The sequence below is a fragment of the Lysinibacillus sp. Ag94 genome (genome assembly GCF_023242215.1).
GTDB lineage: Bacteria > Bacillota > Bacilli > Bacillales_A > Planococcaceae > Lysinibacillus.
In genome coordinates, this window is the sequence record NZ_CP096780.1 from 3612503 (window position 1) to 3631146 (window position 18644).

The 18644-nt window shown below is 36.9% G+C and carries 17 protein-coding genes and 1 riboswitch; of the genes, 6 read left to right on the plus strand and 11 right to left on the minus strand.

Annotated features, from left to right (window positions below):
• Window positions 1-151: 151 nt before the first annotated feature.
• Window positions 152-1240 (plus strand): M24 family metallopeptidase, encoded by a 1089-nt coding sequence (locus MY533_RS16895; RefSeq protein WP_248716881.1) that lies wholly within the window; start codon window positions 152-154, stop codon window positions 1238-1240.
• Between the two features lie 210 nt (window positions 1241-1450).
• Here the strand turns inward: MY533_RS16895 and ald are convergent, their stop codons facing one another.
• A complete protein-coding gene (gene ald / locus MY533_RS16900) occupies window positions 1451-2566 on the minus strand; it encodes an alanine dehydrogenase (RefSeq protein WP_248716882.1) in 1116 nt (371 codons plus the stop codon).
• A 379-nt stretch (window positions 2567-2945) separates the two neighbouring features.
• On the opposite strand from ald, the gene MY533_RS16905 reads away from it, so the two are divergent.
• A complete protein-coding gene (locus tag MY533_RS16905) occupies window positions 2946-3395 on the plus strand; it encodes a universal stress protein (RefSeq protein ID WP_049667487.1) in 450 nt (149 codons plus the stop codon).
• Between the two features lie 240 nt (window positions 3396-3635).
• Here the strand turns inward: MY533_RS16905 and MY533_RS16910 are convergent, their stop codons facing one another.
• From MY533_RS16910 to mbcS, 5 genes are all read right to left on the minus strand, one after another.
• Window positions 3636-4565, minus strand: coding sequence for a class I SAM-dependent methyltransferase (locus tag MY533_RS16910; protein WP_248716883.1), 930 nt, complete (start codon window positions 4563-4565; stop codon window positions 3636-3638).
• 89 nt (window positions 4566-4654) lie between these two features.
• Complete coding sequence (tpx, locus tag MY533_RS16915; protein ID WP_248716884.1) at window positions 4655-5158, minus strand: thiol peroxidase; 504 nt, start codon at window positions 5156-5158, stop codon at window positions 4655-4657.
• Window positions 5159-5641: 483 nt separating this feature from the next.
• Window positions 5642-6259: an RDD family protein gene (locus MY533_RS16920; RefSeq protein WP_248716885.1), complete on the minus strand. Its 618-nt coding sequence runs from the start codon at window positions 6257-6259 to the stop codon at window positions 5642-5644.
• A gap of 12 nt (window positions 6260-6271) precedes the next feature.
• The gene (gene sppA, locus MY533_RS16925; RefSeq protein WP_248716886.1) at window positions 6272-7285 is read right to left on the minus strand and encodes a signal peptide peptidase SppA; all 1014 of its coding nucleotides are present in this window, start codon (window positions 7283-7285) and stop codon (window positions 6272-6274) included.
• A 297-nt stretch (window positions 7286-7582) separates the two neighbouring features.
• The gene (gene mbcS / locus MY533_RS16930) at window positions 7583-9172 is read right to left on the minus strand and encodes an acyl-CoA synthetase MbcS (RefSeq protein ID WP_248716887.1); all 1590 of its coding nucleotides are present in this window, start codon (window positions 9170-9172) and stop codon (window positions 7583-7585) included.
• 225 nt (window positions 9173-9397) lie between these two features.
• Window positions 9398-9496: riboswitch (TPP riboswitch) on the plus strand.
• 89 nt (window positions 9497-9585) lie between these two features.
• On the opposite strand from mbcS, the gene thiM reads away from it, so the two are divergent.
• From thiM to thiE, 3 genes are read left to right on the plus strand one after another with little or no spacing between them, the layout of a single operon-like run.
• The gene (gene thiM / locus MY533_RS16935) at window positions 9586-10341 is read left to right on the plus strand and encodes a hydroxyethylthiazole kinase (RefSeq protein WP_248716888.1); all 756 of its coding nucleotides are present in this window, start codon (window positions 9586-9588) and stop codon (window positions 10339-10341) included.
• Window positions 10341-11165 (plus strand): bifunctional hydroxymethylpyrimidine kinase/phosphomethylpyrimidine kinase, encoded by an 825-nt coding sequence (gene thiD, locus MY533_RS16940; RefSeq protein WP_248719230.1) that lies wholly within the window; start codon window positions 10341-10343, stop codon window positions 11163-11165. The genes thiM and thiD overlap by 1 nt, the downstream gene beginning before the upstream one ends.
• On the plus strand, window positions 11155-11787 hold the full coding sequence (gene thiE, locus MY533_RS16945) for a thiamine phosphate synthase (protein ID WP_248716889.1): 633 nt from the start codon (window positions 11155-11157) through the stop codon (window positions 11785-11787). Before thiD ends, thiE begins: the two co-directional genes overlap by 11 nt.
• A gap of 180 nt (window positions 11788-11967) precedes the next feature.
• Here thiE and MY533_RS16950 read toward each other — a convergent pair whose 3' ends face one another.
• The 5 genes from MY533_RS16950 to ezrA all read right to left on the minus strand — a co-directional run bounded on the left by MY533_RS16950 (window position 11968) and on the right by ezrA (window position 17653).
• Window positions 11968-12180 carry an alpha/beta-type small acid-soluble spore protein gene (locus tag MY533_RS16950; protein ID WP_132357214.1) on the minus strand — a complete coding sequence of 71 codons (213 nt, stop codon included), beginning with the start codon at window positions 12178-12180 and terminating at the stop codon, window positions 11968-11970.
• Between the two features lie 149 nt (window positions 12181-12329).
• The gene (gene thiI, locus MY533_RS16955) at window positions 12330-13538 is read right to left on the minus strand and encodes a tRNA uracil 4-sulfurtransferase ThiI (RefSeq protein WP_248716890.1); all 1209 of its coding nucleotides are present in this window, start codon (window positions 13536-13538) and stop codon (window positions 12330-12332) included.
• A gap of 2 nt (window positions 13539-13540) precedes the next feature.
• Entirely contained in the window at window positions 13541-14695 is a 1155-nt protein-coding gene (locus MY533_RS16960; protein WP_248716891.1) for a cysteine desulfurase family protein, read from the minus strand.
• 588 nt (window positions 14696-15283) lie between these two features.
• On the minus strand, window positions 15284-15748 hold the full coding sequence (locus MY533_RS16965) for a GNAT family N-acetyltransferase (protein WP_248716892.1): 465 nt from the start codon (window positions 15746-15748) through the stop codon (window positions 15284-15286).
• 195 nt (window positions 15749-15943) lie between these two features.
• On the minus strand, window positions 15944-17653 hold the full coding sequence (gene ezrA, locus MY533_RS16970; RefSeq protein ID WP_248716893.1) for a septation ring formation regulator EzrA: 1710 nt from the start codon (window positions 17651-17653) through the stop codon (window positions 15944-15946).
• Between the two features lie 190 nt (window positions 17654-17843).
• Here ezrA and hisJ point away from each other — a divergent pair, with 190 nt between their 5' ends.
• Entirely contained in the window at window positions 17844-18638 is a 795-nt protein-coding gene (gene hisJ / locus MY533_RS16975; protein ID WP_248716894.1) for a histidinol-phosphatase HisJ, read from the plus strand.
• Window positions 18639-18644 lie beyond the last annotated feature (6 nt).

Genomic DNA, 18644 nt, shown 5'->3' on the forward strand with positions numbered 1-18644 from the left:
ATGCTAGTACAGAGAATAATAGATTCTTTCCTAACAGAGGTATACCTTGTAGGAAACAATTATTCATTTCGTTGAAGCCCCATGCTGGGGAGGCTATTATTTAGCCAAGCACTTGAAATTTTTTTCAATGCACTAAGAGGAGGAACTGTCTATGTTAAAGGTTGAAGAAATTCAAAACTATTTACAACAAAACCAAATTGATGCCGCTTTCGTAACGACACCTGATAATGTTTTTTACGTTTCAGGCTTTAAAAGTAATCCGCATGAGAGATTACTTGGCGTGATGATTTTTAAAGAGGCAGAACCTTTTTTAATTTGCCCCAAAATGGAAATCCCAGATGCGAAGGATGCAGGTTGGCCTTATGAGGTCATCGGTCATCAAGATACTGAAAATTCAATGGAAGTTCTTGCCCAAGCTATTAAAGCTCGTAATGTTAACCCACAAACATTTGCTATTGAAAAAGCTCAGCTCATCGTAGAGCGTTTAGAGGCCCTACAACAATCATTCCCGCAGGCTAGTTTTGTTCGTCTTGACGAAAAAATCAATGCAATGCGAGTAATTAAAGATGAAACAGAATTAGAAAAATTACGTAAAGCTGCAGAACTAGCAGACTATGCTATTGAAATCGGCTGTAAAGAAATTGCTGAAGGCAAAACAGAAATGGAAATCTTAACTGCGATCGAAAGCGCTATTCAGGATAAAGGCTGCAAGATGTCCTTTGAAACAATGGTATTGAGCGGTCCAAAAACAGCCTCTCCACACGGTAAACCAGGTGCTCGAAAAATAGAAAAAGGCGATATGATATTATTCGACCTTGGCGTAATTTACGACGGTTATTGTTCTGACATTACACGTACGGTTGCCTTTGGTGAACCTAGTGAGGCACAAAAGGAAATCTACAACACAGTATTAGCCGCTAACACAAATGCAATCGCAACTGTAAAACCAGGTGTTCGCGCAATGGATTTAGATAAAATCGCTCGCGATACTATCACTGACGCAGGCTATGGCGAATATTTCACACATCGACTTGGTCATGGACTAGGCATTTCTGTACATGAATTCCCATCTGTTACAGGCGCTAATGAAATGACTATGGAAGAAGGCATGGTCTTCACAATTGAACCAGGTATCTATAAATCCGATGTGACTGGTGTCCGCATTGAAGATGATGTGGTAGTAACAAAAGATGGCGTAGAAATACTTACAAAATTCCCGAAAGACTTGATTGTACTGTAAGTTTATTTAAGGAAAAGGAAGCACCATGTCGGTTGCTTCCTTTTTTAGTGTAAAGTATAGCTCTTCCGCTTCCGCAAAGGATTGATCTTTCCTGTAGCGAAAGCGAAGCGACAGCTACAAAGGCCTAAGTATGGAACGGAGCCATAGTTCTTCAACAATACAAAAGGAAGCACTCATCATTAAACATAGTGCTTCCTTTTGTATTGTTACTTATTGAATTAATTCATCAACATTTACATATGGCAAGCCTTGAGAATCTGCAACAGCCTTGTAAACAAGATGTCCATCTATAGTATTAACACCTAGTTTTAGTGCAGCATTTTCAACACATGCTTGTCTGTAACCTTTATTCGCAATTTGTAGCGCATAAGGAATTGTATTATTTGTTAAAGCAATTGTTGATGTACGTGGTACAGCTCCTGGCATATTTGCTACCGCATAATGTACAACTCCGTGTTTTACATAAGTTGGATCATCATGTGTCGTCACTCGATCAGATGTCTCAAAAATTCCGCCTTGGTCAATAGCGATATCGACTACTACTGAACCCGGTTGCATTGACTGAATCATTTCCTCAGAAACAAGCTTTGGTGCTTTAGCTCCAGGAATTAAAACTGCCCCAACTACTAAATCTGAGTTTTTCACTGATTCTGCGATATTATAAGGATTCGACATTAATGTTTGAACATCACGGCCAAACAAATCCTCTAATTGACGTAAACGCTCTGGGCTTAAATCAATAACCGTTACATCAGCACCCATACCTACAGCTATTTTCGCTGCATTTGTTCCAGCTATACCGCCACCGATTACTGTTACTTTACCGCGTGGTACACCCGATACACCACCTAGTAAAATACCTTTACCTTCATGATTCTTCTCTAAGAATTGTGCACCAATTTGCGTTGCCATTTTACCAGCAACTTCACTCATTGGTGTTAAAAGTGGTAAGGATCCATTTGCTAATTGCACTGTTTCATAAGCAATGCCTACAACTTTTTTATTTAAAAGTGCCTGCGTTAATTCAAGCTCTGGCGCTAAATGTAAATAAGTAAATAAGATTTGACCTTCATAGAAGTAATCGTATTCTGATGCTACGGGCTCCTTTACTTTCATAATCATTTCTTGTGCCCATGCTTCTTTTGCTGTCTCAACAATATGAGCACCTGCAGCAACGTAGTCTGCATCTGGAAAGCTTGAGCCTAAACCTGCTCCAGATTCAATGTACACTTCATGACCTGCATTCGTTAATGTAACAACCCCTGCTGGTGTCATAGCTACACGGTTTTCATTGTTTTTAATTTCTTTTGGAATACCAATCTTCATCTTCCCTGTCCCCTTCCATTACCTAAAAAATAAGCACATTTTGTTACATACTCTTCGATGTATTGATGCACCCCTTGCACTTCCATATTACCAAACATAAACAAAAAATGCTTTAATTAAAATAATAATAGATAAAATTTCTAATATTCTAACAATGACAAACATTCCAATTAATATATTGGTAATTAGTTATTCTTGTCGATATGAGATTTCCTGTAGAATGCCTCGAAAGTAACAAAAAAATTGCTTTTTGATAGTACTATTTATTTTTTTGTGCATGTAAATGCCTTCACTTCTTCACATTTTTTATGACGGAAAGTATTTCCTTTAGAAAATCATTTGGTATAATCAACATATACAAATCAGGGAGGTAATTCAAATGGCTAATAAATATAAAAGCATTGTAGTTGCAGTAGACGGTTCTAAGGAAGCTGAATACGCTTTCCGTAAATCGATTGATGTAGCAAAACGTAATGAAGGTGCTGTATTAAATTTAGTAAATGTTATTGACACACGTTCTTTCGCTGCAATCGAAGCATATGATCGTTCAATTGCTGAGCGTGCACAAGCATTCTCTGAAGAGCTATTAAATGGTTACAAAAAACAAGCTGAAGAAGAAGGCTTAACAAATGTTAACCTTGTAATTGAATACGGCTCACCAAAAAATATCATTACAAAAGAGCTTTCTAAAATTGTAGACGCAGACTTAATCATCTGTGGTGCAACTGGTCTAAATGCAGTAGAACGCTTCCTAATCGGTTCAGTATCTGAAGCAATTGTTCGCTCAGCTAAATGTGACGTACTTGTAATCCGTACACCTGAAAATTAATTTTGTCTTACATAAAAGGTATCCTATTTTGGGTACCTTTTTCTTATTGTTGAAAAACCTTTATGACTTTAAGAAGTGCAGTGGGTGATTAGCATGAAGACTGGGCGACTCTTTGGGGATTAGCAATAGAGGAACGAAAATTAACCCTTTCGTTTTTGCAGCGACTCGTAGTAAAAGTTATTTTATTTTATTCTTTTAGCGACAAACTAAAAGGTATCCTATTTTGGATACCTTTTATACTTATTTCCCTTCTTGCCACATCTTCACTTTTTCGAAGAACATAGCAAGAGCTTGTTTATTTTGCATGTTTGGTACTTTTGCTAATAATACTTCTTTTGGAGCATTGAATTCCTTACCTTGCTTTTGCAAAATGACAATGCTCTTTTCAAGTGCTTTATTGGCGAACATTGTATCTGGCAATTGAATAATCGCTTGAATCCAAGCATGCTTTTGAATGTATTTATGCAGTTGTTTCGACTGCTCAGACTCGAAGAGATGGGTTGGTGCTAAGAAAAATAAGTAGCCCCCATCCTTTGTGTAATTAATGGACTGCTCAATAAATAAATGATGTGCATAACTCATTCCTTCTGAAGCACATAGTTCATAATCTAATGCGACGTCTTCATTCGGATAATACCCGACCGGTAAATCACAAACTACAGCATCTGCAGGATTTACTAATAAATCTTGTAAAGCATCTTGACGGAATAGGGAAACGGGCTGCTCTGTCAAATCAGCTGTAGCAGCAGCTATACGAATAAGTAGCTCATCAACTTCTACACCTGTAGCTTCTGTTTTTCCGTCTAATAAATTCATAACTGTTAATAGTAAATTTCCTGTACCTACTGCTGGATCTAAAATAGATATTTTTTCTGTTTTTAGTCGCTCTGCAAATAGTTGCTCCACAAAATAACCAACTAATAATCCAAGAGTATCAGGTGTCATTTGGTGATTCGGTTGAGAACCTTTTCGCATCCCCTTTAAAACAGCAATTTGAATTGCTTTGCGCACATCTTCCTTTGTAGCACCGTCTTGTGAAAAGTCAACTTCCCCATCTAACCATGCCTCTAAACCATCTAAAATCCCCTCTAGTAATGTAACATTATGTTCTTTTTCTATTTTTTCAGCATGTTCATTTAGCTTACCAAATAACTTTTCGATATTTTCCATACATAACTTCCTTTCAAGCAGAAAAGAGCCGTGACAAAAACTTGTCACAGCCCCTTTGTCTAGTAATATCTTAGCCTAATATCAATAAATTATGCTAGTGCTTTGACAGCTGCAATTGCCGCTTCATAGTCTGGATGGTTTGTTGCTTCAGGAACATATTCCACATATGTCACTTTGTCATTTGCATCCACAACAAACACTGCACGCGTTAGAAGGCGTAATTCTTGGATGTAGACACCGTATGCTTCACCAAATGAAAGATCACGGTGATCCGAAATTGTTTGAACAGCATCAATGCCTGCTGCACCACACCAACGTTTTTGAGCAAATGGAAGGTCAACAGATACGGTATAAATAACTACATTATCCCCTAACTTTGCTGCTTCTTCATTAAAACGACGTGTTTGTGCGTCACAAACACCAGTATCTAATGATGGTACAACGCTAAATAAACGAATTTTCCCCTCTGAATCTTTTAATGTAACAGGTGATAGATCATTCGCTAATACAGTAAAGTCTGGTGCTTTGTCTCCAACCTTTACTTCGTTACCTACAAGTGTTACTGGGCCATTTTTAAATGTTACTTGTGCCATATAAACGCCTCCTAATCTTCATATGTACATAATATTACTAAATGGAGGGAATTAATTGCAACTAAGACAGCTCATCAAAATAGTTTTGAAAGAATTTTCTCGAACCTGTTCTACCATAATTGCTTATGATTGCACCATTTCCCCAAGCTCATCACCATAATATAGGGTTGATTTTCGTTCCGACTAGCGATTTAGCAGCTTGGCGCAGGAAATGTTTTTTGCGCGACAGCGAAGCGACAGCAGCAGGGTGTTTTTTGCGCGACAGCGAAGTGGCAGCAGCAGGGTGTTGGTAATGAAGGGGTTATCACAGATCGTGATACATTTTCCTCTATTGCTAATTCCCAAAGAGTCACCCCGCCTGAACGAAGTCGCTATAATTAAATGTCATCCCAACTTTCGGGACTTTTCTCCAATGAACAAATCATTAATCACCTCTACCATCACAAAAAAAGCTGTCTCACCGTAATGAGACAGCTCAAGCCATTATTCTTCGTTATGTTTTTCCAGCTTTTCAGGTTCTGATTTTTCCTCTAGAGGTGCAGATTTAGTCTTTTCCTCTTTGATTGGCAAATATGATTGCACAATATCTTTTTCAACATAAACTTTTTCATGAACGACTGTTGTATCCGCGAAATAATCATGTAGACCTTGATTGTTTGGTAAAATGCCTACAAGAATATAAAGTGGCATGAAAATGCTATTGATGATACGCCCTATCCAATCACGGAATAACACATCTGACCAAGTCAGTTTATCATGCTTTAATGAAATAACACGCAATCCAAATATCATTTTCCCTAATGTTTGCCCAAAAAACTTCGTCATTAATACGAAATAACTGTAATAAAGAATAGCAGATAAAATCGAAATCGGTGCATACCATACAGTCTCAGATAATGACCAATCCATTAAATAAAAAATTGGGTTAACGAGAATTCCACCTATAGCTGTAATAACGAATCCATCTAATAAAAATGCCCAGAAACGTATCCAAAAGCCTGCCGTTTTTAACGCATAATTTTTATTCGTAATTGGCTGATTTATTAGGAACGTATTCTCCATAGAGGGTGAACCTTGCATAACAATATCATTGTTTGTCATTGTACTCCCTCCTTAGTTTTCGCCATATAAGTACATCATTTTTGGTGCTTTATAATCTGCCATAATTTTCATCAACATTTTTTCCTCTGCTGAAGGGCCAAACATTGATCCAATCTTCATCCCAACATATGATGGCCAACCACCCGTCTCATATGAATACTCAAATAATTCTGCGTCCTCTAAACTAAAGTCTTTACGCATTGCAGTAATTGCTGCTTCCTCATCGCCAATCTCATCTACTAAGCCCGCTTCCAGAGCCTTCTTACCACTAAGAATTCGACCATCGGCAACTTTTTTCACATTAGCTTCAGACATATTACGACCTTTTGCCACAATATGAACGAATTCCTGATATGTTTCATTAATCATGTCTTGCATCATAGCACGCTCTTCTGGTGTTACTTCACGCATTGGGCTAAGCATATCTTTATGTTCACCAGATTTAAACGTCTCATATTTAATCCCAACTTTTTCTGCTAATGCCTGATAATTAATAGATTGCATAATGACACCAATTGAACCTGTAATTGTATCACGTTGCGCAAATATTTTATCTGCAGGCGCTGAAATATAATAACCACCTGAAGCTGCCATCGAATCCATAGTTACATAGATTGGAATTTGTCTCTCTTCTTTAATTTCCATGAGTTTTTTATAGATTTCAGCTGATTCCTTTACACCGCCACCTGGTGTATTAACACTTAAGACGATACCTTCCACAGTCTTATCATTTAAAATGTTTTCTAATTGATCTAAGAAAAATTGATGATCATAAGAAACTGGTTCCCAAAACGTACTTGAGCCAACATCTTGAATCGTACCATCAACCTTTAAGTATGCAATACGTTTATCCATATCGCCGCTTTCTTTAACTTCTTCCATCACAGTTAAATCATTTCCCGCCACCAAGCTATCAAAATTACTGAAGAAATTCGATTTAAAAATTGCAAAAATTGTGTTGATCCCTAATGAAAACAATAATAATACACCTGCAATTATTAAAGCGGTCCACCTTTTACCATTCATATCTTTCCGCCTCCTCATAACGTTATACGATTGATATCCAAATTTGTTTCATACTTATTGCAATAATATGCTTAGCACCTTAACATGGGGTTGACTTTTAACTAGTCCAATCCACTTATAAACAAGTTACACATTTTAACAAATAACATTCCCAAATTTCGGTAACTGACCAATACTATGCAAAAGCTTTAACCAATCCAACTTATTCAACCTATACTACATTATCTTCTATTAAAAAAAAATCAAAGTTCATAAAAAAAGCAGGAACTTTGATTTTCGACATTATTTCCTAGGAAATTAACGATGATTACTATATTGGATTTTTTCTTGCTCACGTAATTCGACACGGCGAATTTTGCCTGATGTAGTCTTTGGTAGCTCAGTAACAAACTCAATAGCACGAGGATATTTATAAGGAGCTGTTAAAGTTTTTACATGGCTTTGTAGTTTTTTTATAAGCGTTTCATCACCCACTACTCCATCAGTCAGCACAACAAATGCCTTCACGACATTTCCACGAATTTCATCGGGACTCGCAACTACGGCCGTTTCTTTTACTGCTGAATGCTTCAATAACGCGTCTTCTACCTCAAATGGACCTATCGTATACCCAGACGAAATAATGACATCATCCCCACGTCCTTCAAACCAAAAATAGCCATCTTCATCTTTATATGCACGATCTCCTGTAATATACCATTCACCCCTAAATTGTAAATTTGTACGTTCGGGATCGTTTAAATATTTCTTAAATAACGCGGGTGATTCACAGTGCACAGCAATATCTCCTACTTCTCCAATTACAGTAGGATTTCCAAAATCATTAATAATTTCAACCGTATTACCTGGGGTAGGTCTGCCCATTGAGCCCATTCTAGCCTCCATCCCTACCATTGTTCCAACAAGTAGTGTATTCTCTGTTTGTCCATAACCATCTCGTACTTGTACATTGAAGACGTCGGAAAATACTTTTATCACTTCACTATTTAAAGGTTCACCGGCTGACACTGCCTGACGTATCGTACTTAAATTGAAGTCTTGCAAATTTTCAAGACCTGCCATAAATCTGTATTCTGTCGGTGTGCAACATAGAATATTAATATTGAATTTCTCAAGCAATGAAAGGTAGGTTGCCGCATCGAAGTGACCTTTGTAAACAAATGCTGTCGCACCACTTCCTAAAGTAGCAAGGAACGGACTCCATATCCATTTTTGCCAACCTGGTGCTGCGGTAGCCCAAACAATGTCATCTTCTTGTACACCTAACCAATTTGGTGCAGTAGTTCGCAAATGCGCATAACCCCAGCTATGTGTATGAACCGCTGCCTTTGGATTGCCGGTTGTACCACTCGTATAAGCTAAAAATGCAATGTCTGTACTCTTAGTCGGTGTAGAACTTATGTAAGTCGTCGGTTGATTTTGCATTTTTTCAAGCAATGGCTGCCAAGGTTCCTGTGCATGACCAATGACAAACTGCTGTATTTCTTGTAAATTTCCAACATTATCGAATTGTTCAATATAAGGTTCAAATGCAACAACGCCTTTTGCATTGGCATGATTGATTCGATATTCAATATCCTTCGTTCTTAGCATTTCTGAGCTAGGTATAATCGTTAAGCCTGCCTTTAAGGCAGCAATATAAACGATATACGCTTCAACTGATCTTGGCACCATAACCAAAATAACGTCACCTTTTTTTAAACCTTGAGTTGTAAATACATGTGCTGCCTGGTTTGCCTTTTCAAGTAAAGCTCGATATGTTAAGTATTGAATTTCCTCATCTTCGTTATAAACTAATAATGCATTTTTAGTAGAATCCTGTGCATATTTTTCAATTTCATCTGAAATGTTATACCATTCTGGTGCGATTAAATCTTCTCTTTTCATGGCAAATGCCCCCTTTTGTACGCTCATTATAAAACTCAATTTTTATCATTTTCAATGGAATTCACTCCAATTCATTAAAGTCGTGACAACTATCATGCTCTGCTATATGGCATCAGTCACGTATTGGTACTATCAATTTTGACATAGCATTAGTGCTGTTTTCGCGAAGAAAAAATAACCTATTGAACACGAATGAATAATATGATACATTTTGGTCAACTAAAAGCATGATTGCAGGGGGACTCAATTAGAGTTGAGAAGGTAAAACCTGACCCTTTGAACCTGTTAGTTAATACTGACGTAGGGAGCAATTCACATCTATTTACTGATGAAAGGCTCTTTTACGTGTTTTTTTCTACACGAAAAAGAGCCTTTTTTGCACGCTTACGTCCATCCAACAAGGAGGACTAAAAATGTTATTTCATACTATCCGTAAACAAAATCCATTAATTCATTGCATTACTAATTATGTTGTAGCTAATTTCCAAGCAAATGGCTTATTAGCTATAGGCGCTTCACCAGTTATGGCAGATGACAGTCATGAAGTTGAAGAAATGGTCGCAATTGCCTCAGGCTTATTAATAAATATCGGTACCCTTAATGAGCGAATGAAAGAATCAATGTTACTTGCAGGAAAAAAAGCAAATGCTCTTGGCATTCCCGTTGTTTTAGATCCTGTTGCTGCAGGTGCAACAACTTACCGGAAACAAACGGTACAACAATTACTCAAGGAAATAAATTTTGCTGCTATTCGTTGTAATGTCGGAGAGCTTGCAGCAATAGCCGATATAGAATGGCAACAAAAAGGCGTAGATAGTGGTAGTGGTTCAATTTCTTTAGAAGTTGAGGCACAAAAAGTAGCTCAGCTTTACAATTGTATTGTTATTGTGACCGGTGAAAAGGATTTTATTACTGATGGCGAACATCAGCAATGGATTACAGGTGGAAATTCACAAATGACAGAAGTCACTGGAACAGGTTGCTTATTGAGTGCCATTTGTTGTGCTTCCTACCTTGTAGGAAATAAGGCATTTGACCAATTAATAGAAACATTATCTCTTTATAAAAAAGTAGCAGAGCAAGCTGCTTCTTCCACTTCATCTATTGGCGATTTTCAAATTGCAGTTTTGAACGAACTACACCGCCTCTCCAAGGGTGGTGAACAATGATGCATATTGTAACGACAATTGCTGGTTCTGATAGCGGTGGCGGCGCAGGAATACAGGCTGATTTAAAAACATTCCAGGAATTAAAGGTATTTGGAACGTCTGTTATTACAGCTTTAACCGCCCAGAATACACTCGGGGTATCGGATGTTTTACCAATTGAAGTTAGTTTTGTCGAAAAACAACTTCAAGCGCTTGTCGAAGATTTTTCAATAAGTGCTATAAAAACTGGAATGCTGTTTTCCTCGGAAATTATTCAATCAATCGCACGGATTTTAACTGCAATAAATTGTCCGCTTATAGTAGATCCTGTCATGATTGCTAAAGGTGGCGAAAGCTTATTACAGCAAGAAGCAATTGAGGCATTACGCAGTTATTTGCTTCCTTTAGCAACAGTGGTCACACCGAACATTCCAGAGGCAGAAACCCTTTCTGGAAGGAAAATCACTTCTTTAACAGATATTAAAGAAGCAGCTAACGTCTTATTACAAATGGGCATTCAATGCGTCATTATTAAAGGTGGTCATTTAGAGGATAAACGTTATGCTACTGATTATGTATTTTTCCAAGATGGTCGGTCATTTTCCATGCAGTCCACTCGTATTGCAACGAAAAACACGCATGGTACAGGCTGTACGTTTTCCGCAGCATTAACTGCTTTTCTTGGTCGTGGACTATCTATAGAAGATGCGATTGTAGAAGCTAAAAAATTTATTCAATTAGCTATAACTCATGATTTATCAATCGGTAATGGACATGGTCCTACAAATCATTTTGCTTATCAAAACTTGAAAAATTCCTGCGAGGTGATCATTCATGAAACGTGACGATCTACAGCTATATTTTATAATGGGTACAAGTAATGTTTTCAAACACGAGCCATTAAACGTTTTAGAGAAAGCACTGCAATCAGGAGTTACGATGTTTCAATATCGCGAAAAAGGACCAAATACATTAACTGGGCAAGCCTATGAAGATTTTGCTCGTAAATGTCAAAAGCTCTGTCAACAATATCATGTTCCGTTTATCGTCAACGATGATATCGAGCTGGCTATAAAGCTTAGAGCAGACGGTGTTCATATTGGGCAAGAGGACTTTCCTGTGTCGATGGTGCGTAATAAAATTGGCAACATGATTTTAGGCGTTTCTGTTCATTCACAAGCTGAATTACAAACTGCTCTACAATATGGTGCTGATTATGTAGGAATTGGTCCGATTTTTTCAACCACTTCTAAAAGTGACGCCAATCCACCTAGTGGAACGAATTTTTTACAACAAGCTCGGATGCAATATCCGGATCTCCCTATCGTTGCAATTGGAGGCATAAACTGTTCGAATGCTCCTATAGTATTTAAAGCAGGTGCTGATGGAATAGCAGTTATTTCTGCAATTTGCCAAAGTGAGGATATTGCAAATACAGTCTCTACATTGAAATCATTTGTAGGATAATGGTAGTGGGGATCTTTATCTTTTCCAAGCGGATTTTTACAATGGGAGGGCATGACGCTTCTCTTTTGATATAGATAAATTACGCCCATTCATACGGGATAAAAATTGATAAATTTAAACAAACTAAAACCAGTGCCTTTTACGGTCACTGGTTTTAATTTTATAATTGCGATTATGCAATTATAGGTTGTTGTTTGGCATACCTTTTAATTGTGATTCTGCCATTTGTACAAGACGTTTAGTGATTTCACCGCCAACGGAACCGTTAGCACGAGCTGAAGCGTCAGCTCCTAATTGAACACCAAATTCTTGTGCAATTTCGTATTTCATTTGATCAAGTGCGTGCTCTACACCAGGTACAGCAAGCTTGTTTGAACTGCGATTTGAAGTCATGTCTCTCACCTCCTTGTGAATATAGAATGTGCGATATTAGATTTTTAATACAAATTTTTTTTAGGTAAATTGTGCCACGAAGGAAATAAACAAAAAGCCGACTCAAGATTTTGAGTCGGCTCGTTCGCTTAGGAAATCGCAAGTTTCTTCTATAGAAGATCTGCAAATTTATCGGCTTCTTGCTCTTTTTTCGGGAAAATATAGACTTCACGGTTTTTCGCTGCTCGTTCGATTAGCTCATCAAAATCCGAGAAGCTTTCGTAATGCTCAACCTTTTCAAGCTTCGGCTTTGTTTTTGGACTTGCTGGAGTAAAAATTGTACAGCAGTCTTCAAATGGCTGAATTGACGTTTCGTATGTGCCTATTTTCTCTGCAATATCGATAATTTCTAATTTATCTGATGAGATTAATGGACGTAAAATTGGTGTGTTAGTTACGGCATTAATAGCTGTTAGACTTTCAAGAGTTTGACTCGCTACCTGTCCAAGACTTTCACCTGTAACAATTGCTAATGCACCAATTTCTTCTCGTACTTTGTCAGCAACTTTTAGCATCATACGACGAGTGGTTGTCATCGATACATTAGAAGGTACTTTTTCTTTAATAAGAACTTGGATTTCAGTGAAAGGAATCACATGTAAACGTATACTAGCGCCAAATTTCGTTAATTCATTAGCCAGCACCTTTACTTTTTCTAATGAATTTTGGCTTGTATAAGGTGGACTAAAGAAGTGTATCGCTTCTAAGCGCACTCCACGTTTCATCATTAAATAACCTGCAACAGGACTATCTATTCCACCAGAAAGCATTAATAAAGATTTACCATTTGAACCTACAGGCATTCCACCTGCACCCGGAATAACTTGTGCCATCATATATGTTGCATCATGACGCACCTCTACACGAAGCTCGATATCAGGCTGTTTCACCTTTACTGATAAATTTTGATATCGTGGTAATACATAACTACCAATTTCACGTTGAATAGCATGAGATTCTAACGGGAATGTTTTATCTGTACGCTTTACTTCTACTTTAAAAGTAAGCTGCTCATTTTTAAATGTATCCATAATTGTTATGGCAAGTTTTTTCATGGCCTCCATGTCTTTTTCACATGCTGCCACTGGACTAAAAGATTGGATACCAAAAATTTTAGGTAATCCTTTTAATAGAACGTCCATTTGTGTTTCATTTTCAATGCCGATAAACATACGGTCGCGCTCTGTGCGAATGTGTAAATGTCCTAAATCAGCAAACGCATGACGAATGTTCTCGCGTAAACGACGAATAAAATCCATCTTGTTGCGACCTTTTGTAGAAAGCTCACCATATCGAATTAAAATTTCTTTCCAAATCATTTTTAATATTCTCCTTTAAGTTCCATCAATACTTCATCTAATACTTGTTTAAACTTTACTATATCTTCATTTGTTACATGCGCTCCAAAACTTATACGAATAACACCCTTTTTATAGTGCTCATCAATATTTAAAGCTTCAACAACATGGCTTGTTTTTGTCTGTTTCGATGAGCAAGCACTCGATGTCGACACAATTACATTGCGTTTTTGCAATGCATTGATAATGACTTCACCTTTTAAGTCGCGAATACTAAAAGATAAAATATGTGCCGCACCTTGTGGGGTTGATAAAATATGCACTACATCTCCATAACCACGTAATTGCGTACATATTTCATCATTCCATTGTCGATATTTTTTTGCACGATTATTCATCGTCTCGACCGCCATTCGGGCTGCTTTGGATAAAGCTACTGCTTGCGGTACAGCTACTGTTCCACTACGTAAACCAAACTCCTGCCCTCCGCCAAGTGCATACGGTTGCCATTTCATTTTTTTACGGAACGCTAGTACACCTGAACCTTTAAAGCCATGAATTTTATGGCCAGAAATTGAAATACAGTCTGGTCCATCTTCATCGTTAAATGATATTGGTAACTTTCCAAAGCTTTGTACAGCATCCACGTGAAAAGCTGCCCGACTTGATTCATGAATAATTTTTGCAGCTTCAAAAATTGGTTGGATAGCACCCATTTCATTATTTACATGCATCATACTTACTAAAATGGTATCCTTGCGCACTTTTGTACGAAGCTCCTCTAAAGAAATAACACCATTTTTATCGACTTGTAAGTATTCAACATCAAAACCTTCTTGCTCAAGTTGCTTAACAGATTCAAGAACAGATGGATGTTCAACTTCGGTTGTTAAAATATGATTTCCTTTATGTGTATTGCTACGTGCTAAACCAAATATAGCCGTGTTATTGGATTCAGTACCACCTGATGTAAATAGCACATTTTTTGCTTCTGTCTGCAAAATATCTGCTACTTGCTCACGTGCACGCATTAACAATTCGTTTGATTCAACACCCATTGCATGAATGGAAGCAGGATTAGCATAATACTGCTCATTCACTGCCATAAATGCTTGCATAACCTCTTTTAAAGGTTTTGTTGTTGCACTGTTGTCTAAATAGATTGTATTAACTTCCATTAATATTCACACACTTTCAAAACGTTGATTTAACGGTATTTATCATAACGCAATCTTCAGCGATTGACTACTAACTTTAACAATTATCCTAATTTAATCGCTTATTGTTTACTTTTAATGTGCAAAACCACCCATTATAGAGTGGCATATCAAAATTTACTATGAGCGTTTCCTGACTATAAAAATTTGAGTTTTACATTGTGTTAGGCTTTTACTATAACGTGAGGTTGATTTCCGTTCCGGCTGCGCGCTTTGTAGCTGTCGCTTCGCTTTCGCTACAGAAAACATTTGTTGCTGTCGCTTCGCTTTCGCTACAGAAAACATTTGTTGCTGTCGCTTCGCTTTCGCTACAGAAAACATTTGTTGCTGTCGCTTCACTTTCGCTACAGAGCAAAGCTTCGTGGGGGCGTCCGATGAGCCGCTTCACTCGCGATCTGATCTGAACCCGAGGAGTCGCCCAACCTCCACTCCAATCAACTTATATACATGACATATGCTTTAAATAAATGCCATCCTCCACTTTCAGCGACCATATTTAAACTATATTTCAACACCGTATTGATAAACCCTAGTTAAACATGCTTATTTTTAATCTTTCTTCATTGTTATAAATTCAGTTGAAGCTGTAAATTCCATGACTTTTGTAAAGCCTAATTTTTCATACAGGTGAATTGCTCTTGTATTAAATGTAGCTACTGTTAAACGAAGAGGACTTTGATTTTCTTGTTGTAGCTGATTTAAAATAAACAAAAAAAATTCTGAACCATAACCTTTTCCTGTTAGCTCAGGCTTCATCCCGATCCCCACATCAATATACTCGTCTAAATACGCACCATAATTACGCCCTATAGGTACTTGTGCTGATGTTCCTGTACAGAAAAAACCAACTAGCTCTTCTTTATCATTAACAATTGCATAATACGGACTTTCAAGAATTTCTTTTAAAGATTCATCGCATAGATCATTGTTATAAAAATCATATGGTTCCTCATATTTCCAACATAAAATATCAGTCGCAAAAATTTCATTCATTTCCCGAATATAAAATTGCATTTGAAACACCTCTAATAGTTTTTAATCAATATCGTAGTGAGACAGCATGTCAAGCTTCCCGTTCCATTTCTCATTAAAATTGAATGCGTAGCTTCCTCAAACGTTTCAAATATGTTTATTGAAATTTGCACCTTTATAACAAAACTGCCTAAAAAGTATTAACTATACCTTTTAGACAGCTGATGTAATTCTTTATTATGCTTGACTATTTTGATGCGTTTCTTCTGCTACAAGTTCTTGAATTCGCTTTAAAGCACCTGGCTCCATTTCTTCAACTGCCGTTCCAGCCTCTTCTAATGCCTTGGAATAGCGGAATTGATTAAAGGATTTTTCTGCTTCTCTTAAACAACTATGCAACTTAGGATTTGTGGCACGATGACGGTTACCATACTGAATAATACGTTCAATCAGCATTACATTTTCAATCAATTCATGCGCCTTCGCTTTTACATCCTCTACACAAAGTGTTGCAGCATTTAAATTGTTATGAACTGTTCCCATATTGAGTGGTACCTCTTGAAGGCTTTGCATAACTACGTAAATATGCTCTGCCGCCTCATCTAGACGAGCGTCCATCTCTTCAGGGATACCTGGAATATTCGCCTTATTCAATAGACGATCTGTTTCTTGCAATGTTTTCTTTAAGTTTTCTACTTGTGCACGGGCCTTGTTTTCATCAATTCGGAGCTTCTTCATCGTATTTGATAAGTGACCTTGCTCCTCATGAATACGTTCAAGTTCCTCGTTAATTTCAATCAATTCTTCCTGCAAACTTGAGTATGCAGATTTTTCCTCCCTAACACGCATCGCTAATAAATCATAGCGACGTTGTAAAGCCTCTAATTGCTTTAATGCAGCTTTTGGAATTTCGGCATCTTTTTCATTTAAACGATAGCTTTGCTGCACAAACGTTGCTTCATCACTTACTAATCTTGTTGAACTTATAACATTAGTAATGGAGCTTAATAAACGATCACAATTTTGGTCAACGTAATTTTTAGCAATAACTTCTTTTTCAAGTAGATCGTAAAAGTGATCAATCTCTTCATTTATTTCAGCTACACGTGGTTTAACAACGCTTAAATTAAGCTCTGCTAATTCATTTTTTAATGTTTCAAATTCTTCATCAAATTTATCGAGCCCCTTAGTTAGCTCTAAATGCTGTAAATAGTAGGATTGCTCCTCCATTTCACGCTGGCCACTACGCAATTCTTGTACCGCTCCTGGGAGCTTTACTTGCAATTCAGTCAAAATTGTTGGGACATCATTAATATATTCAAATGTCTGTTGTGATTCTTGGTTCAATCCAATAACAATTTCTCGTGCCTGCAAATAATTCCCTTCGCTAGTAAGAACATCGAATTCCTCAAACTTTTGAACAAACATCTCCAGCTTTTTCTCCAGAGCCGGTAATGCTACACCAAATGAATGTTGGTGAGCTAACAATGTTTTACGTGCAGAGCGATAGTATTCTTTTAATTGTTCAATTTCAATACGATTTTTTTCTTCGCTGCCAATTAATTCATTTAGTTCTTCTAAGATTTTATCTTTATCTTGTTCACATTTTTGAATATAATCTTCTATCTCACGTTCAATTAACGTTGCTTTCTTAAAACGAAGTCTATTAATTTGATCCTCTGCATCAAATAAAAGTGAATCAATTTTTGTCATATGTACATCGATGACTTCATCCCAGCTATTACGCCATCGTTCAAACATCTCTTCCGTTTCACCGTTCATGTTCAAAGATTTAACTTTTGAAATTTCCTCATTTATGGGATTGTTTTGTATTTGTGATTTTTCATTTTCAAGTTTAGCAATGATTGTTGTATGTTTTCGTCGCATCATAAATCCTACTATCGCTAAAATTAATAGTAGGATAACCGGAATGATGATATACTCCATCGTAAGCCTCCTATTCTACAATAAACGAATTGGCTAGTTGTTTTTATTATATACTATGTTATCGCCTTTTGTACTAAAATTTGAGTGTTTTTTATGTATTTACGCCTTTCTAGAATAACACCTACTTAAATTTTGAACAATTTGCGCAAATAAAAGTGTTTGGTCCAAAAGCTAAAGGAGTGGTAATTTTATGAAATGTGACGGCCATGTTCATAGTCCTTATTGTCCACATGGTACTTCTGATTCATTTAAGCAATACATTGAAAAAGCAATTTCTCACAACTTTACTGATATCACCTTTACAGAACATGCACCATTACCATTGAATTTTACTGACCCTACACCTCAGCAAGATAGTGGTATGAATCCGGAATTTTTAATGCCTTATTTTGAAGATTTACAACGCCTTCAAGCGGAGTATGCGCAAGATATTCGCATTCATATCGGTCTTGAGGTGGACTATATTCAAGGCTTTGAACAAGAAACTCGTCAATTTCTTGATACATATGGACACTTTTTAGATGACTCTATTTTATCTGTCCATTTTTTACAATGGCAAAATACCTTTGCATGCATAGACTTTTCTCCAGAAAGCTTTATGGCTTTTTCAAAAAAAGTGGGTTCTATTGAACAAGTGTATAATTTATATTATGATACCATCCTACAATCCATTAAAGCAGATTTAGGGCAATACAAGCCTAAGCGCATTGGACATCCTTCACTTATTCACAAATTTCAATTAGCACATAAGATGAAAATTGATGATTCTACGCGGATTCGGGAAGTTTTAGATTTAATGAAGGAAGAAGGCTATGAGCTAGATTTAAATAGTGCTGGTTTAAGTAAAACATATTGTCAGGAACCTTATCCACCTTTACCCTTTATCGATTATAGTAAATCGATTGGGCTACCAATTGTTTTTGGTTCAGATGCTCATAGTGTTGCTGATTTACATCAACACTATAATGTTATATTTCCAAAATAAATAACT

What these genes read in the sequence shown, in the direction of transcription:
- MY533_RS16965 (WP_248716892.1), bottom strand. Translation starts at nt 15,748, where the DNA reads ATGCAATTTTATATTCGGGAAATGAATGAAATTTTTGCGACTGATATT.
- hisJ (WP_248716894.1), top strand. Translation starts at nt 17,844, where the DNA reads ATGAAATGTGACGGCCATGTTCATAGTCCTTATTGTCCACATGGTACT.
- ezrA (WP_248716893.1), bottom strand. Translation starts at nt 17,653, where the DNA reads ATGGAGTATATCATCATTCCGGTTATCCTACTATTAATTTTAGCGATA.
- MY533_RS16960 (WP_248716891.1), bottom strand. Translation starts at nt 14,695, where the DNA reads ATGGAAGTTAATACAATCTATTTAGACAACAGTGCAACAACAAAACCT.
- thiD (WP_248719230.1), top strand. Translation starts at nt 10,341, where the DNA reads ATGCATATTGTAACGACAATTGCTGGTTCTGATAGCGGTGGCGGCGCA.
- MY533_RS16950 (WP_132357214.1), bottom strand. Translation starts at nt 12,180, where the DNA reads ATGACTTCAAATCGCAGTTCAAACAAGCTTGCTGTACCTGGTGTAGAG.
- mbcS (WP_248716887.1), bottom strand. Translation starts at nt 9,172, where the DNA reads ATGAAAAGAGAAGATTTAATCGCACCAGAATGGTATAACATTTCAGAT.
- sppA (WP_248716886.1), bottom strand. Translation starts at nt 7,285, where the DNA reads ATGAATGGTAAAAGGTGGACCGCTTTAATAATTGCAGGTGTATTATTA.
- ald (WP_248716882.1), bottom strand. Translation starts at nt 2,566, where the DNA reads ATGAAGATTGGTATTCCAAAAGAAATTAAAAACAATGAAAACCGTGTA.
- MY533_RS16910 (WP_248716883.1), bottom strand. Translation starts at nt 4,565, where the DNA reads ATGGAAAATATCGAAAAGTTATTTGGTAAGCTAAATGAACATGCTGAA.
- MY533_RS16895 (WP_248716881.1), top strand. Translation starts at nt 152, where the DNA reads ATGTTAAAGGTTGAAGAAATTCAAAACTATTTACAACAAAACCAAATT.
- thiE (WP_248716889.1), top strand. Translation starts at nt 11,155, where the DNA reads ATGAAACGTGACGATCTACAGCTATATTTTATAATGGGTACAAGTAAT.
- thiM (WP_248716888.1), top strand. Translation starts at nt 9,586, where the DNA reads ATGTTATTTCATACTATCCGTAAACAAAATCCATTAATTCATTGCATT.
- thiI (WP_248716890.1), bottom strand. Translation starts at nt 13,538, where the DNA reads ATGATTTGGAAAGAAATTTTAATTCGATATGGTGAGCTTTCTACAAAA.
- MY533_RS16905 (WP_049667487.1), top strand. Translation starts at nt 2,946, where the DNA reads ATGGCTAATAAATATAAAAGCATTGTAGTTGCAGTAGACGGTTCTAAG.
- MY533_RS16920 (WP_248716885.1), bottom strand. Translation starts at nt 6,259, where the DNA reads ATGACAAACAATGATATTGTTATGCAAGGTTCACCCTCTATGGAGAAT.
- tpx (WP_248716884.1), bottom strand. Translation starts at nt 5,158, where the DNA reads ATGGCACAAGTAACATTTAAAAATGGCCCAGTAACACTTGTAGGTAAC.